Annotated in this window: 16 protein-coding genes; 12 read left to right on the top strand and 4 right to left on the bottom strand. The window is 36.0% G+C overall.

The features are described 5' to 3' along the window. Positions 1–684 precede the first annotated feature (684 nt). From HW098_RS05545 to HW098_RS05530, 4 genes are all read left to right on the top strand, one after another. Positions 685–942 (top strand): hypothetical protein, encoded by a 258-nt coding sequence (locus tag HW098_RS05545; protein WP_078748276.1) that lies wholly within the window; start codon positions 685–687, stop codon positions 940–942. Between the two features lie 317 nt (positions 943–1,259). Continuing rightward, a complete protein-coding gene (locus HW098_RS05540; RefSeq protein WP_007284784.1) occupies positions 1,260–2,189 on the top strand; it encodes a sugar ABC transporter permease in 930 nt (309 codons plus the stop codon). Positions 2,190–2,201: 12 nt separating this feature from the next. Further along, positions 2,202–3,125 (top strand): carbohydrate ABC transporter permease, encoded by a 924-nt coding sequence (locus tag HW098_RS05535; protein WP_000818348.1) that lies wholly within the window; start codon positions 2,202–2,204, stop codon positions 3,123–3,125. 254 nt (positions 3,126–3,379) lie between these two features. Next, positions 3,380–4,855, top strand: coding sequence for an ABC transporter substrate-binding protein (locus tag HW098_RS05530; protein WP_172931476.1), 1,476 nt, complete (start codon positions 3,380–3,382; stop codon positions 4,853–4,855). Between the two features lie 148 nt (positions 4,856–5,003). Here HW098_RS05530 and HW098_RS10510 read toward each other — a convergent pair whose 3' ends face one another. Beyond that, positions 5,004–5,390, bottom strand: coding sequence for a hypothetical protein (locus tag HW098_RS10510; protein WP_240149459.1), 387 nt, complete (start codon positions 5,388–5,390; stop codon positions 5,004–5,006). A 183-nt stretch (positions 5,391–5,573) separates the two neighbouring features. Between HW098_RS10510 and HW098_RS05520 the strand changes: the two genes are divergently transcribed. The 3 genes from HW098_RS05520 to HW098_RS05510 are packed head-to-tail and all read left to right on the top strand — an operon-like array spanning position 5,574 to position 8,005. Beyond that, positions 5,574–5,921, top strand: a complete 348-nt coding sequence (locus tag HW098_RS05520) for a LytTR family DNA-binding domain-containing protein (RefSeq protein WP_173249821.1) — start codon at positions 5,574–5,576, stop codon at positions 5,919–5,921. Beyond that, positions 5,918–6,667: a response regulator transcription factor gene (locus HW098_RS05515; protein WP_173249820.1), complete on the top strand. Its 750-nt coding sequence runs from the start codon at positions 5,918–5,920 to the stop codon at positions 6,665–6,667. The genes HW098_RS05520 and HW098_RS05515 overlap by 4 nt, the downstream gene beginning before the upstream one ends. Positions 6,668–6,670: 3 nt before the next feature. Then, a complete protein-coding gene (locus HW098_RS05510) occupies positions 6,671–8,005 on the top strand; it encodes a GHKL domain-containing protein (protein WP_173249819.1) in 1,335 nt (444 codons plus the stop codon). Positions 8,006–8,111: 106 nt separating this feature from the next. On the opposite strand, the gene blpC is transcribed toward HW098_RS05510, so the two are convergent. The 3 genes from blpC to blpA are packed head-to-tail and all read right to left on the bottom strand — an operon-like array spanning position 8,112 to position 11,834. Further along, on the bottom strand, positions 8,112–8,252 hold the full coding sequence (blpC, locus tag HW098_RS05505) for a quorum-sensing system pheromone BlpC (protein WP_173249818.1): 141 nt from the start codon (positions 8,250–8,252) through the stop codon (positions 8,112–8,114). Positions 8,253–8,308: 56 nt separating this feature from the next. Then, positions 8,309–9,670, bottom strand: a complete 1,362-nt coding sequence (locus tag HW098_RS05500; RefSeq protein WP_176139506.1) for a bacteriocin secretion accessory protein — start codon at positions 9,668–9,670, stop codon at positions 8,309–8,311. A 10-nt stretch (positions 9,671–9,680) separates the two neighbouring features. Continuing rightward, positions 9,681–11,834 (bottom strand): peptide cleavage/export ABC transporter BlpA, encoded by a 2,154-nt coding sequence (gene blpA / locus HW098_RS05495; RefSeq protein WP_176139505.1) that lies wholly within the window; start codon positions 11,832–11,834, stop codon positions 9,681–9,683. A gap of 309 nt (positions 11,835–12,143) precedes the next feature. Here blpA and HW098_RS05490 point away from each other — a divergent pair, with 309 nt between their 5' ends. The 5 genes from HW098_RS05490 to HW098_RS05470 all read left to right on the top strand — a co-directional run bounded on the left by HW098_RS05490 (position 12,144) and on the right by HW098_RS05470 (position 15,081). Continuing rightward, positions 12,144–12,371 carry a Blp family class II bacteriocin gene (locus tag HW098_RS05490; protein WP_164226314.1) on the top strand — a complete coding sequence of 76 codons (228 nt, stop codon included), beginning with the start codon at positions 12,144–12,146 and terminating at the stop codon, positions 12,369–12,371. Positions 12,372–12,422: 51 nt separating this feature from the next. Beyond that, the gene (locus HW098_RS05485) at positions 12,423–12,797 is read left to right on the top strand and encodes an immunity protein (RefSeq protein ID WP_112444782.1); all 375 of its coding nucleotides are present in this window, start codon (positions 12,423–12,425) and stop codon (positions 12,795–12,797) included. A 5-nt stretch (positions 12,798–12,802) separates the two neighbouring features. Next, positions 12,803–13,021, top strand: a complete 219-nt coding sequence (locus HW098_RS05480) for a hypothetical protein (RefSeq protein WP_112444784.1) — start codon at positions 12,803–12,805, stop codon at positions 13,019–13,021. A gap of 79 nt (positions 13,022–13,100) precedes the next feature. Continuing rightward, on the top strand, positions 13,101–13,349 hold the full coding sequence (gene blpZ, locus HW098_RS05475; protein ID WP_112444786.1) for an immunity protein BlpZ: 249 nt from the start codon (positions 13,101–13,103) through the stop codon (positions 13,347–13,349). Between the two features lie 538 nt (positions 13,350–13,887). Then, positions 13,888–15,081: an OFA family MFS transporter gene (locus HW098_RS05470; RefSeq protein WP_176139504.1), complete on the top strand. Its 1,194-nt coding sequence runs from the start codon at positions 13,888–13,890 to the stop codon at positions 15,079–15,081. Positions 15,082–15,237 lie beyond the last annotated feature (156 nt).

The raw sequence follows: 15,237 nt of genomic DNA, 5'->3' as shown, positions 1-15,237 counted from the left end.
GACTTGAGTGGAACAGGTAGTGCGCAAATGCCTATATATAGACCGCTTCCAATTCCTAGTCCTATCCCAGTGCCAGACAATGGAAATACTAATAGTCTAGTACCTAGTGATTTCGATGGAAATCAACCTGGAAATCCTGGTGATGTGAACACTACAGAACCAGCAAGTCCTTCTGTTCCAACAAGTCCATCAGATAGTGGACAAGCAAATTCTGTAGCAGATGCTCCAGATTCTGACAGTGGCTCAACAACCACTGCTCGTTCGTCTGTAGCTCCAGTGACAACTACGGAACCTAGTGTAAATACAGCGAATAGAGCAGATGATACTGTTCGTTCAGTAACTCAGGGTCAAGGAACTTTAGATAAGTCAGAACTAAGTAAGCAGACTCAAACCTTAGAAAATCTTTTGAGAGCATTGACAGGTGTATCGAATCCTACCACAGATTCAGCACGTCTGGTTTTGGCAGAGGCTAATAAAGCTCTTGCAGATGATAGTTTGACAGAGCAAGGGTTGCGCCATATCTTGCAAACAGTCAGAGATGCGATTGCTTCCCTAGAGTCCATTAAGGAAAGTCAGTCAGCAACGAAGGCTGGAGAACAAAAAGTTTCTGAGTCAGCACCAGAAGCAGATAAGCCTGTAGCCCAAACTCAAGTCCCAGTAGGGATTATTGCAGCAAGTATCCTAGTGCTTTTAGGTCTCCTCTTCTTCCTCCTAGCTCGTCGCAACAAAGAATCAGAACTCGAGAAATTAGCCAAGGAATTAAGTAAACTTCTTAAAGACTCAAACCTTGAAACAGTAGATAAGGATGTCCTTGAAAACTCTCAAGAAGAACTTCAAAAAGCAGTTTCCTTCTTGGCAGATGAAAAAGGCTCTGAGCATACTGAAGCAGAGTTGATTGATAATCTTAAAAAGGTTATTGCTAAGTTGAAAGCAAACGCCTAATAACATATTAAAAATCTCCAGATTAGGAACTATCCGTGAGTTCTCTAGTCTGGAGATTTTTCAATATACCCCGTTATTGGACGCTTATAACAGAGTGACGCCATCACGGTGCAAATAGAGATAAAATAAACAATTGATTTAGGACATTTGTTTGATAGTGGTGATAAAGTTTTAAATCTGCTACATAATTTGTGGAGTTTTTTCTATAATTAGGAGTTTAACCTAATCTGCAAATAGGAGTATACTAATAATGTAATCGTTATCAAAAGTCTAAAAAAGAATTTTTAGATGGATATCAAATAAAAAGGGAGGAAATTATGAATAAGTTTTCAAAAACCTTGAGAGACAACTGGATTTTTCTCTTGATGGTTTTGCCAGGGGCACTCTGGTTGATTCTATTCTTCTACATTCCAGTATTTGGGAACGTGGTTGCCTTCAAAGACTACCACATGACCAGTAATGGTTTCATAGATAGTATCATAAATAGTAAATGGGTCGGACTCGATAATTTCAGATTCTTATTTAGTTCAAGAGACGCCTTTATTATCACACGAAATACGGTCCTCTACAATCTTGGCTTTATCTTTCTAGGTTTGGTTGTATCTGTAGGGATTGCCATTATCCTCAGTGAACTCCGTTCCAAGAGAATGGTGAAGATTTTCCAAACTTCTATGTTGTTCCCTTACTTCTTGTCTTGGGTTATCATCAGTTTCTTTACAGATGCCTTCCTAAATATTGATAAAGGGGTGTTCAATCATTTATTGGAAAGTCTTGGTCTCAAAGAAGTCAACTTCTACGCTGATTTGGGAATTTGGCCTTATCTCCTACTTTTCCTAGGTATTTGGAAAGGTTTTGGATATAGCAGTGTTATGTACTATGCGACAATCATGGGAATTGATCCAACCTACTACGAAGCAGCGACAGTAGATGGAGCCAGCAAATGGCAACGGATTCGCAATGTAACCATTCCGCAGTTGACACCGCTGGTAACTGTATTGACCATCCTTGCAGTCGGAAATATCTTCCGTGCAGACTTTGGTCTCTTCTATCAAATCCCTCACAATGCTGGTCAGCTTTATAACGTAACCAACGTCTTGGACGTATATGTTTATAATGGTTTGACCCAGACAGCGGATATCGGGATGGCTTCAGCAGCAGGTCTCTACCAATCAGTAGTCGGCTTGATTCTGGTGGTTCTATCAAACTTACTGGCAAGACGAGTTGATCCAAACTCAGCCTTGTTCTAAAAGGAGGAGAATATGGCAGAAAAGAAAATTAAAAAAGAAAAAATTGATAATGTCGGCATTCACTCCTTCAGTAAGAAAGCAGATATCTTCTTCAGTATCATTTCGGGTTTGATTGCCCTCTCTTGTATCCTACCTTTTGTATTCGTTATCATTATTTCAGTGACGGACGAGAAAAGCCTCCTCCAATACGGCTACAGCTTCTTCCCATCCCAATTTGGATTAGACGGTTTTGAGTTCTTGGCACAGTTTAAGGATAAAATCTTACAAGCCCTCTTCATTTCTGTCTTTGTAACCGTAGTTGGGACATTTACAAATGTCTTTATCACAACAACCTATGCCTACGCTATTTCACGGACAACCTTTAAGTATCGCAGATTCTTTACCATCTTCGTTCTGCTCAGTATGTTGTTCAACGCTGGTTTGGTACCAGGTTATATCATGGTGACTCGTGTGCTTCAGCTTGGGGATACTGTTTGGGCCTTGATTGTTCCAATGCTTCTCTCACCCTTTAACATCATCTTGATGCGTTCCTTCTTCAAGAAGACCATTCCAGAAGCCATTCTCGAATCGGCTCGTATCGATGGTGCTAGTGAGGCTCGGATTTTCTTCCAAATCTGTTTGCCATTGTCACTACCAGGTATCGCAACCATCACGCTTTTGACAGCACTTGGTTTCTGGAATGACTGGTTCAACGCCCTTCTTTACATCAAGAGTGACAACTTGTATCCATTGCAATATTTGCTCATGCAAATCCAACAAAATATGGACTACATCGCCAAAGCGGTCGGCTTGACTGGTCAACTGGGAGTTGCTCTACCGAAAGAAACAGGTCGTATGGCCATGGTTGTGGTTGCAACCCTTCCAATCGCGATTTTGTATCCATTCTTCCAACGCTACTTTGTAAAAGGTTTGACTATCGGTGGTGTGAAAGAATAGTGCTTATTGAGAAAGAACATTTCTCAGTTCCCAACTTCCCTTGTGTGAAGTTAATACTCTTCGAAAATCTCTTCAAACCGCGTCAACGTCGCCTTGCCGTATAGATGTTACTGACTTCGTCAGTTCTATCTGCAACCTCAAAACAGTGTTTTGAGCAACCTGCGGCTAGTTTCCTAGTTTGCTCTTTGATTTTCATTGAGTATAAGATCATTACATTGTTTATAAGTTTAAAAATAAAAAAAGGAGTTTTTATCATGAAAAACTGGAAAAAATATGCTTTTGCATCTGCTAGTGTAGTCGCTTTGGCTGCAGGTCTTGCTGCTTGTGGAAATTTGACAGGTAACAGCAAAAAAGCTGCTGATTCAGGTGACAAACCTGTTATCAAAATGTACCAAATCGGTGACAAACCAGACAACTTGGATGAATTGTTAGCAAATGCCAACAAAATCATCGAAGAAAAAATTGGTGCCAAATTGGATATCCAATACCTTGGCTGGGGTGACTATGGTAAGAAAATGTCAGTTATCACATCATCTGGTGAAAACTATGATATTGCCTTTGCAGATAACTATATTGTAAATGCTCAAAAAGGTGCTTATGCTGACTTGACAGAATTGTACAAAAAAGAAGGTAAAGACCTTTACAAGGCACTTGACCCAGCTTATATCAAGGGTAATACTGTAAACGGTAAAATTTACGCTGTTCCAGTTGCAGCCAACGTTGCATCATCTCAAAACTTTGCCTTCAACGGAACTCTCCTTGCCAAATATGGTATCGATATTTCAGGTGTTACTTCTTACGAAACTCTTGAGCCAGTCTTGAAACAAATCAAAGAAAAAGCTCCAGACGTAGTACCATTTGCTATTGGTAAAGTTTTCATCCCATCTGATAACTTTGACTACCCAGTAGCAAACGGTCTTCCATTCGTTATTGACCTTGAAGGCGATACTACTAAAGTTGTAAACCGTTACGAAGTGCCTCGTTTCAAAGAACACTTGAAGACTCTTCACAAATTCTATGAAGCTGGCTACATTCCAAAAGACGTAGCAACAAGCGATACTTCATTTGACCTTCAACAAGATACTTGGTTCGTTCGTGAAGAAACAGTAGGACCAGCTGACTACGGTAACAGCTTGCTTTCACGTGTTGCCAACAAAGATATCCAAATCAAACCAATTACTAACTTCATCAAGAAAAACCAAACAACACAAGTTGCTAACTTTGTCATCTCAAACAACTCTAAGAACAAAGAAAAATCAATGGAAGTGTTGAACCTCTTGAATACGAACCCAGAACTCTTGAACGGCCTTGTTTACGGTCCAGAAGGCAAGAACTGGGAAAAAATTGAAGGTAAAGAAAACCGTGTTCGCGTTCTTGATGGCTACAAAGGAAACACTCACATGGGTGGATGGAACACTGGTAACAACTGGATCCTTTACATCAACGAAAACGTTACAGATCAACAAATTGCAGATTCTAAGAAAGAATTGGCAGAAGCTAAAGAATCTCCAGCGCTTGGATTTATCTTCAATACTGACAATGTGAAATCTGAAATCTCAGCTATTTCTAACACAATGCAACAATTCGATACAGCTATCAACACTGGTACTGTAGACCCAGATAAAGCGATTCCAGAATTGATGGAAAAATTGAAATCTGAAGGTGCCTACGAAAAAGTATTGAACGAAATGCAAAAACAATACGATGAATTCTTGAAAAACAAAAAATAATCAGCTAAATTGATTTCGTGTATTCATTCCTAACTCCTAAAATAAGAATCACTGCTTTCCTCAGGCTTATCTGGGGGAGGCAGTGATTTTTTGAAAGTTGTTGAAGCCATGTATGCTGAGGAAATGTATAAAGACTACCAAACCTAATTTATTTCAGGTTGTTATAAATACCATCTAAATATGAGTGAATTTCTTGTCGTATAGATTGTAAAGAATGATTTCTAGCTGTATCAATGACACCGAATATTCTGTAATGACTACGGAAAAGTTTATCATAATCAATGTAACTTCCTATGATGATAATGTTGGCAAATTCAGAACGGAGTCGTATATCTTCTATATAAGAATACATTGTATCTGAAGATAAAAACATTGATTTTATGATAAAATAGGTAGTAGTGTTATAGGAATAGATGATATGCCTAGAAACTATAATTCTCGTTTTTGTGGATAAGTTTTCTTTAATATAAGAATTGATGTCACTTGTGATGATATATCCTAATAATGAAAAATGTAGAATTTGAATTGTATCCATATTTCTCCTCTTGCTCTATCATATCAAAAACATCCGATAGAAGATGTCGAAATCTTAGATTGTATAACTGTTAGCATGAAATGTTGAAAAATAACCATTTATGATAACTCAGATACCTTTTAAGATTTTTTCCATCATAGGATACTAGTTTTGATATGATATAGGAGAGTAAGGAGGAAAAATATGCAAGAATATATTTTAAGCCAAGGCAGAGCAGTTGTTAAAGTGCCTCATTCTAAGATTTACTATGTGACAACACATCCTACGAAGGCACATGCTGTTATTTTTATTACAGCTGATGGAGTATTTGAGAAGTATATGAGCCTAGCTAGAGTTGAGGAAATGAGTCTGGGTAAATTGTTCAGATGTCATAGAAAGTTTCTTGTTAACTTATCCAAAGTAATAGGATTGAAGTATGAAACGAAGACCATTTTATTTATGGATGAAAGAGTATCAGATATTATCTGCTCTAGAAGATATTTTAAAACTGTAAAAGAAAGATGGTTAAATACTAAAGGGGACGAGAAATGAATATCTTTATATTAGAGGATGATTTTATACAGCAGACTAGGATGGAAAATCTGGTGTATGATATTTTAGAGAAGAATTGTTGGGAAGTAAAGCACTGTGGTGTTTATGGTAAACCGAATCAATTGTTAGAAGATATGATGGAACGTGGAGGTCATCAACTTTTCTTTTTGGATATTGAAATTAAAAACGATGTTAGAAAAGGGTTAGATATTGCTTTGGAAATCAGAGATAGAGATCCAAATGCAGTCATTGTTTTTGTAACAACTCATTCAGAATTTATGCCTGTTAGTTTTCAATATCAAGTATCAGCTTTAGATTTTATTGATAAGGAATTGCCTGAAAGCTCTTTTAGGGAACGTGTGGAAAAGGCAATCGCTTATGTTCACAAGAATAAACATCAACTAATGACTGAAGATTCTTTTGTGTTTACAAATTCTAAAGCACTCGTTCAGGTTCCATTTTCGGATTTGCTTTATATAGAAACGTCAATGATTCCTCATAAGCTAGTTCTTTATTCTATGAGAGAAAGAATAGAATTTTACGGTAAAATTTCTGATATATTGAAGCAAGAACCCAGATTGGTTCAGTGTCATCGTTCTTTTATTGTGAATCCTTATAATATCTCTTCAATAGATAAGGAAGAAAAACTAGTCTATTTGAAGAACGGGTCAAGTTGCCTAGTATCTAGGTTAAAAATGAGGGCATTGCTGAATATAGTTAAAGATTTACATGATAGTAAGGAGTAGTAAATGTCATTTGTGTTAGTATCTTTGAATTTTTACATACTTTTATTTCTTCATGCAAAAATTTATGGCTATCAATTGACTATAAAGAGATCTTTAGAGTTATTGTTTTTCTATTTTTTATTAGAGTTTTTACTTTTAACCTTGATTAAGATGTTCTATATCCCTGTTGTTATTACAGTACTAGATTATCCCATCTTTTTTATTATCTATACATTGTTGTTGGATAAAAAGAAATACAGTCTGATATCGACACTTTTTTATGCTCTGTTTCCTATCACATTTTGGTCGATCATCTATGATTTTTTTGTTGATTTTATTATTCCTAATTTTGCTAGTTTAACAGAAATATATGTTTATTATGATGCTACCATTTTCTCAATTTTAGCAAGTCTCTTATCTTTGCTTATAATAAAAGTTTTTCAGTATGATTTTAGCTATTTAAGAAGTAAAGTGTTGGATAAACATCTGGATCAAATAATGAGGATTGCTAATGCTGCAATGTTGGGTTATTTTATCCTTATTCCTTTTATTGGTTACATTAAAAACAGCCTGAATTTATCTGTAAATCATTATCAAGGAGCTATAACTGCAATCTATTTCTTTTTATTTATCTATTTTGTCAATATACTGGACAGAAATGTACGTGAGGAATTGCAAAAAGATTTAGTACTTCAAAAAGAGATTCAACTTCAAAATCTTAAGAGCTATAGTAAACAAGTAGAAGGACTTTATCAAGAGGTTAGAAGCTTTAGGCATGATTATGCAAATATCTTAACAAGTTTAAAGATAGGGATAGACCGAAAAGATATTGATTTAGTTGCTCAAATTTATGACAGTGTCTTGAAAGACTCAGGGAAAAATTTAAAAGATACAAAATTTGATGTAGTGAGATTGAGAAATATAGAGGATTTATCCTTGAAGAGTTTATTAATCTCAAAATTATCCGAGGCTCAGAGTTTACTAGTGCCAGTTTCTTTGGAAATAGAAAAACCAATCGTTATCAAAAAGATTGAGGAAATTGATTTTTTAACAGTTGTTTCTATATTGTTAGATAACGCGATAGAGGCCGCTGCAAGCGCCACTGTCGAGGAACCTCTAAGTGTTTGTTTTTTTGAAGATATTAGAAGTAATAAGCAAGTTTTAATTATCCAAAATCCGACCCTAGATAGAGAGATTGATGTTACAAAAATATTTGAGAGAGGAATGTCGTCTAAAGGGCAGAATAGAGGAGTTGGTTTGTCTAATGTTAATAGTATTTTGACAAAATACCCAAATATCATTCTAAAAACTACAAGTTCTAATTTTAGATTTAAACAAGTCTTAGAGATAGAAGTATAGGTGGGGATGGGTGACTTGTATCTTCTATAATCTTTTCATGATAAAACGCATAGTATCAGTCATTTTGAAATCTGATATTATGCGTTTTTATAATTCTATAGATTTTTTATGGTTTGAAAGTAGTCCGTAATTTTAATGGTGTTGTTATAGTTTCATATAGCTCTTCCCACAATCCTCCACCTGTAATCTGGTTGAGTTCAGTAGTTGTTAGTTCTTGAAATGAAGTTAGGTTTTGTTTCTTATCCATGTTATGATTCTCCTTTTTGATAAGATAATAAATAGTTATAGAGTGTTATCTGAAAATTAATCAGAATGGGTTAAAATTTTATCTTTGAAATAATCAAAATATGTTTTCTTTGCAGTTACACTAGTGACGCGACCTTGTAAGCCGTATTGGATGAGTTTACTATCATTATTAGATAGTTTTGCAAGAGCGGTTAATTTAAAGAGATTGCCTTGCTCTGTTCTGGTAGGAGTTTGATCAATTGTCTGAAGTTGGCCGATGATGGTAATGCCGTGATTTCCAATCTTCTCCAGTTTTAATCTTACAGTTTGTCCTTTATCTAGTAGAGGTAGATAGTCAGAAGATACGTAGTAAGTGATTAGTACTTCTCTTGTATCTGTGATGACAGGAAATATTTGAGCAATTTCTGTACCAGTTGGAATTCTATTTTTACCTTCAAATTCACTGTTTAAGTGAATGATACCTTTACTTGGGGCGGTTAAGGTATTGTTTTCCAAACGCTGTGTGGCTTGATCTAGTTGTACTTTTAATTCTGTTAATTGATTCTCCACAGTTAGTTGTTGCTGAGAAGCTGTCTGTAAAAACTGAGTGCGGAGTACTTCAATTTTGGTTGCTAAACTATTGTCATAAGTTGCTACACTTCCGATACCAGCTTGCTGAATTTTGAGGCTTGCGATAGATGATTCAAGACCTGCAATACTTTGATTAATTTGAGATAAAAATGGCTCCTCTGCAGTTCCTTGTGTTTGTCCTTGAGAGGCTACAAGATAACGATTCAAAATTGACTGGTGCGGATTGCCAGTTGGTAAGCGAGCCCTTTTATTTATGATAGTATCACTCAGCTCCTGGTATTCTCCAATCTGCTGTTGAACTTTTGAAATTTCTTGTTCAATAGCTGATGAACTGCTATTGGCAAGATTGGCTTGATTTGAAACCTCAGTGTTAGTCTTTGTGATACCCAGTTCAATATCATGAGCTTGTTTAGTAAAATTCCTAAAGGTATTATGGTAGCCAAATTCATCCTCGCCAGAAAAAAGATCAGTCGCTTTTTCTAAGCTTTGTTTCAAAATTCCAAGTCCTTCTTTTTGCTTCTCAAGTCTTTGTAATTGAGTTTCTAAGGCAGTTTTCTGACTTTCTTCCATTGTTTCAGAGTATTTGATGAGTAAGTCCCCTTTTTCAACTACTTGATTTGCCACTAAATGATTAGCAAGGATAGGATTATCACTGGTCGACTGAATAGATGCAATGACACTTGTAGGGGTGATTTCCCCTTGGGAAGTAACAGTAATTTCTTTTGTGGCAACAAGGGAGAAAATCAAGATGAAAGTAAACAGTAATGAAAGAGGTATAATTAACACTGTCGCATAGTTATGGTAACGTCTCTGATAAAACTCGACGCTTCTAAAAAGATTAGGATTCATGACATTCTCCTTATTTATTGAATAGATGATGGTAGAAGCCTTGCGCCTGCATTAACTCTTGGTGACTACCAACTTCAATGATTTTCCCCTGGTCGAGAACAATGACACGGTTAGTTCGTTCGGCTATACTGAGACGATGGGCTACAAAGAGAATGGTTTTATCAGTTAGGGACATAAGATTATCTATAACTTTTTTCTCAGTCAAGACATCAAGACCGCTAGTAGCTTCATCTAGTATTAAAACAGGAGCTTTAGTTAAAAGAGCACGAGCGAGGGCTATTCGTTGCTTCTGTCCTCCTGATAGACCAGCTCCATCAGAGAGCTGAGTTTGATAGCCCATAGGCATTCTTTCAATGTCTTGACGGATTTCAGCTAATTCACAAGCTCTTAGAATATCTTCTTGGCTAATCATATGATTACCACCCAAGGTTAAGTTTTCCAAAATAGAGCCATTAAAGATATAGGCTTGTTGGGGCAGGTAATTAATATGACGGCGCAAGACTTTCTTATTAATGTTTTTAATATCCTGATGATTGATGGAAATATGCCCTTTGTAGGGTTCAAAGAAATTGACAATCATTTTGGCTAAAGTTGTTTTACCAGAACCACTGACTCCAACTAGGCTAACCTTATCTCCTTGTTTAATCGTGAGATTAATATCTGTTAAGGTATCTCGTCCAAAACCATACTTATAAGAAAGGTCATCAAATTCAATATCGCCCATCAAAAAATGTGAATGAACAGGATTTTCTTGAACTTGAAATTCAGATTCGACTAAATAGACCTCGTTCAAGCGGTTATTAGCGACCTTCGCAGATTGGAGTTTGATTTGGAGGTTGATAATATTTTCCATAGGAGTTGTAAAGTAAGAAAGAAGTGTGTTAAAGGTAATCAACTGACCGATAGAAATTTTACTCGACATGACTAATTGAGCGCCAAACCATAGGATAAGGATATTCAGAACTAATTTTGTTCCCTGCTTTAAACTCGTTTGTAAAATAGAATATTTACTGAGCTTAAAGGATTTTTCCAAATAATCTACAAATTCGCTGTCTATATTTTGATAGCGATTTTCTTCACTTGTGAGCGACTTTATAGTTTCAATCCCGTTGATATCTTCGATAATGGCAGAACTAACCATAGAATTACTTTGCATGACATCATGGTTCATTTTTTCGAAAGGCTTCATAAAAGAAAAGATGATGAACATGTATATAGGAATGGAAATAAGAGAAAGAAGGAAGAGATTAGGGTTTTGTGCCAGTAAGACTCCCCCTACAAGAATCAGAATAGAAACATCCAGAAAAAGAGAGAGAATGGTAGAAGCTAAGGCATCTATAATAGAGTTAGCATCTGTGAACCGTGAAATGATTTCTCCTGTACGACGTGTCGCAAAGAAAGACATAGGAAGTTCAAAAATATGGCGAATATAGGATAAAATCACATCAATACTTAATCTCTGACTCAGAACGGTTAGGAGATAATCTCTGGAGAAGCCCATGACTTGTTGGAGGATATAGGTGATAACCAGACCAACTGAGATGATTCCTAAAGTTGATTTCATCTGATTTGGGATGTATTCATCCAAGATTCCTTGGAGATAATAAGAACCACCGATATTGATAATAGTAACCAATAAGCTTGAGAGAACAATGTAAGCAATGAGAGATTTTTGTTTGAAAATCAGAGGAAGGAAGCTTAGTAGACCATTCTTTTTATCTTTATGGGGTTGATAGCTGGGTTTGGGAGCTAGAAAAATAGCTACTCCAGTCCATTCAGAGAAAAAGCGTTCTTTTGACATTTTAGTGATTTTTACAGAAGGGTCAGGATCACCAATAATCAGATAGTCTTTCTTTGTTTGATAGACAACATAGTAATGTTGGAGTTTTCCTTCTTTGTTAACGTGAACGATAAATGGATAGGGGACATCACTCATGCCAAAGAGCGTTTTATCTGCTTGAACAGGTCTTGTTTCAAAGCTCATTTCATCAGCGGCTTTTACAATGCCAAGAGCAGTCGTCCCTTCTTTATTGGTCTTTGCAAGTTCTCTCAAGTGAGCTAGAGAAAAATCTGAACCATAGAATTTAGCAATCGAGGCTAAGGCAGCAACACCACAGTCTCTAGCATCTATTTGAGGAACAAATGTACGTTTATAAGAAGTCATTGGCAATTCCTTTCATATAGTGGATAGCTCTATTATGCCAAACTTTACTAAAAAACTTCTTGCTAAATCGTAAACGGTATTTATATTGTCATGAACAGTAATTTTTATTAAGTAAGATGAACCATTGATTTTTATAGTTGACGATAGTATATATTAGTTTTGGTCTTTGATAAAATTTATGAAAAACATTTCGTGATGAAAAAAAGACATTTTATGATTTTAAAGAAATGATATCAGTTAATTATGATATATTGATGTTGTCAAGGTTGCAACAAGATAAAAATTAAAAATAAAAAGGAGGTATTCATCATGAATACAAAAACAATGTCACAATTTTCTGTTATGGATAATGAAATGCTTGCTCGTGTTGAAGGTGGAGATAAAGTAGGGGCTGGAGAAGTTGTTCAAGCATTAGGAATTTGTACAATAGGAGGTGCAGCTCTGGGGAGTGTTATCCCAGTTGTGGGAACTCTTGCCGGAGGGGTTTTAGGAGCACAGTTTTGTACAGCGGCTTGGGGAGCTTTTAGAGCAAGTTAAACTTTTAGCGATATAGTAGATTGGAAATAGTAGTAAAAGGAGGTGATTTATATGAAATACAGATTATTTCTTATTATTTTCTTGAGTAGTGTTTTGGATATTCTTTTAGGTACATTTTTGAAAATCTCGAATGTATCGATTGGGTGGATTGTTCTCTACAGTGGCTTATTTGAAGCAGGAGTTTTCCTTCTTGCTAATAAAGGTTTGGCGGTAAAAATCAAGGAAGCAGACATTCAAAAACGCTTTAAATTTATTTTTGGAAAAACGTTATGGTTTCAAATTCTTTTGCTCATCTTTTTGGCGGTAAAACTTTATCTTGGTTTGGATGAGAGACTGATTTTACTTTATGGAAATATTTTCATTGTCTTTAATGCCTTAGTTTATCTTTTGTCTACTAGCCAAATTAATTTAACAAAGAAAGCGTGAAAAGAATGGAACAATCAGTAAATAATTTTATCATTTTATCCGATGAAAAATTAACAATGATAACAGCTGGTGATAAACAACTTGTAGACAGATTTTTAAGTGGAGTAGGTGGTGCAGTTGAGGGGCTTTCGCTTTGTGCACAGACAATCCCCTTCCCAACTCCGCAGATTTATTTAATTTGTGCAGCTGGTGGGGCGGCAGCTTCAGTTTTATGGCCACATTAGAGGATTTAGTTAGGATATAGAATTATTAATCTGAGTATCTCTTTGCGCTTATACTCTCTATACTGTATAGGAACGTATCATGTATAAACACTTATTTTTTCCATATTCAAAAATCTTAGACTGGTTGACACCCTATATTCTAGTCTTGGCTTCTGACACCATTGCATTTAATGTTTTTGTGCTAACCTTTGTATCTGTAGTGGTTTTTTCTTTTCTGAATCCCATGCTAGCTTTTATAGCTATATTCTTAGGGGCTGGCTATGTTGTCGGGTTTTGGTTATTAAAATGGTTTGTTTTAGAGAGATTGGAGGTAAAGGATGACTTGTAGGAAGGTGTACTTAGTGTTTAAGTGGTTATCTTTATGGTCGTTTTCAATAAAGATTACACCTTGTTTTTGATTTTTAGTATAGTAACGTCAAATGTAGCTCCTTACATTCATTCCTAACTCCTAAAATAAGAATCACTGCTTTCCTCAGGTTGGTCTGGGGAGGGCAGTGGTTTTTTACCTTATTTAGATAATTATCCGAATTAGATGATATAAACAATATTAAAATGATAACAGGTGATTAAAATATTAAAATTTCTTATATCTTTATTAATTTTTATTAAGTAGATTTTTAGAATAAAGTAGCTTATAATAAGAGTGCAATGAAAGCGCTTAACATTGTGAAAATTCATCTTGTTCTGATTTAAGAGATCTATAGATACAAATTTTTAAGCAGTCGTATATAGATGTATGTCATTTACACAGTTCTATATACTTAAAAATTTATACAATGATCAATTTAAACGAGGTAGGTGAAAAAATGATAAAAGTTGTTCTTTATTCTTTTTAGGAACAAGAAATTTTACATGAGGTTATTCAAATGAAAAAAACACCCAATCGATGGTTAATTTTGGCAGCAGCCATTTTAACGAATCTATCTCTAGGTGCTGGTTACGCCTGGTCAGTCTTTCAAAAGGCGCTGCTAGAAACCAATTCTAGTCAAGGATGGGTTCAAGCCCAAACTTCTTTGGCCTTTAGTATTTCTTTTGCAATGGTACCTGTTGGTATGATTATTTTCGGTCCTAAGGTTGATTCAGCAGGACCTAAGAAATTTGTATTCCTAGGTGGTATTCTCTTCGGTGCTGGTATGTTTGCTACTGGATTTGCTACTTCTCTTCCAGTCCTTTACCTCACTTACGGGGTTGTCCTAGGACTTGGTATTGGTTCAGCTTATGGAGCATCTACTTCAGTTGCCACTAAGTGGTTCCCAGATAAAAAAGGTTTAGCTGGTGGTTTGACAGCAGCAGGTTTCGGGTTAGGCCCGCTCATTATCGGTCCAGTTGCCAAAGCTTTGATTGCTTCTATGGGTGTTTACTCAACATTCAAAGTATTAGGTATCATTCTTCTAATTGTTATTTGTACTTCTTCATTGGTAATGGAGAAAGCTCCTGCAGCAGCGCCGGCATCTGGAGCAGCTCAACCAGAAGGTAAAACTTACAAAGAAATGCTTCGTGATGGAAATTACTGGCTTCTATGGTTGATTTACGTTCTCGGTGCTACTGGTGGAATGATGATTATCGGTACTGCAGCATCAATTTCTGACCAGTATAAACTTGTAGGAGAAGCTACACTATTCGTTATGCTGGTATCTATCGCTAATACATTTGGTCGTATCTTCTGGGGTACGGTATCTGATAAGATTGGTCGCTATCCTACTGTTATTGCCATGTTTGGAGCGGTTGCTACTGGTTTGTTGCTCACAGCCTTATTCAAAGGTCCTGGAAGCATCTTGGCCATTCTTGGAATTATGATGGTTGCCTTGTCATTTGGAGGTTTCCTAGGTTCATTCCCAGGAATTACTGCTGAAAACTGGGGAGTTACATACGTAGGGACAAACTATGGATGGATGTTTACTGCTTATGGCGTAGCTGCTATTGCTGGTCCTCAGTTAGGAGCACGTCTTGCACAGGCAAACCAAGGAGATTATACAATGGCCTTCTTTATCGTTATCGGCATGGCTATCCTTGGTATTTTACTCCAACTGTTCTATATGGCTAAAGCTAAAAAAGTTTAAAAATGAATCCTTGGAAAATCCAAGGATTTTTTAAAATATGATTGATACTAAGTGTAGTGTACAAGAAATTTTTTTCTAAATTGAAATATAGCAATTTCCAGTCAAATAAATTGCATTCGTTTTCTCAAGCAGGTATACTAGTATGGATAAATAAAA

This window comes from Streptococcus sp. 1453, assembly GCF_013276955.1.
Classification (GTDB): Bacteria; Bacillota; Bacilli; order Lactobacillales; family Streptococcaceae; genus Streptococcus.
Note: the sequence above shows the minus strand (reverse complement) of the source record. Positions and strands in the feature narration are given on the sequence as shown.

Bases quoted from the DNA above. Each gene is read 5' to 3' on its own strand.
- HW098_RS05520 (WP_173249821.1), top strand. From the start codon at position 5,574: ATGCAAGAATATATTTTAAGCCAAGGCAGAGCAGTTGTTAAAGTGCCT.
- HW098_RS05500 (WP_176139506.1), bottom strand. From the start codon at position 9,670: ATGAATCCTAATCTTTTTAGAAGCGTCGAGTTTTATCAGAGACGTTAC.
- HW098_RS05470 (WP_176139504.1), top strand. From the start codon at position 13,888: ATGAAAAAAACACCCAATCGATGGTTAATTTTGGCAGCAGCCATTTTA.
- HW098_RS05540 (WP_007284784.1), top strand. From the start codon at position 1,260: ATGAATAAGTTTTCAAAAACCTTGAGAGACAACTGGATTTTTCTCTTG.
- HW098_RS10510 (WP_240149459.1), bottom strand. From the start codon at position 5,390: ATGGATACAATTCAAATTCTACATTTTTCATTATTAGGATATATCATC.
- HW098_RS05535 (WP_000818348.1), top strand. From the start codon at position 2,202: ATGGCAGAAAAGAAAATTAAAAAAGAAAAAATTGATAATGTCGGCATT.
- blpC (WP_173249818.1), bottom strand. From the start codon at position 8,252: ATGGATAAGAAACAAAACCTAACTTCATTTCAAGAACTAACAACTACT.
- blpA (WP_176139505.1), bottom strand. From the start codon at position 11,834: ATGACTTCTTATAAACGTACATTTGTTCCTCAAATAGATGCTAGAGAC.
- HW098_RS05515 (WP_173249820.1), top strand. From the start codon at position 5,918: ATGAATATCTTTATATTAGAGGATGATTTTATACAGCAGACTAGGATG.
- HW098_RS05530 (WP_172931476.1), top strand. From the start codon at position 3,380: ATGAAAAACTGGAAAAAATATGCTTTTGCATCTGCTAGTGTAGTCGCT.
- HW098_RS05480 (WP_112444784.1), top strand. From the start codon at position 12,803: ATGGAACAATCAGTAAATAATTTTATCATTTTATCCGATGAAAAATTA.
- HW098_RS05490 (WP_164226314.1), top strand. From the start codon at position 12,144: ATGAATACAAAAACAATGTCACAATTTTCTGTTATGGATAATGAAATG.
- blpZ (WP_112444786.1), top strand. From the start codon at position 13,101: ATGTATAAACACTTATTTTTTCCATATTCAAAAATCTTAGACTGGTTG.
- HW098_RS05510 (WP_173249819.1), top strand. From the start codon at position 6,671: ATGTCATTTGTGTTAGTATCTTTGAATTTTTACATACTTTTATTTCTT.
- HW098_RS05485 (WP_112444782.1), top strand. From the start codon at position 12,423: ATGAAATACAGATTATTTCTTATTATTTTCTTGAGTAGTGTTTTGGAT.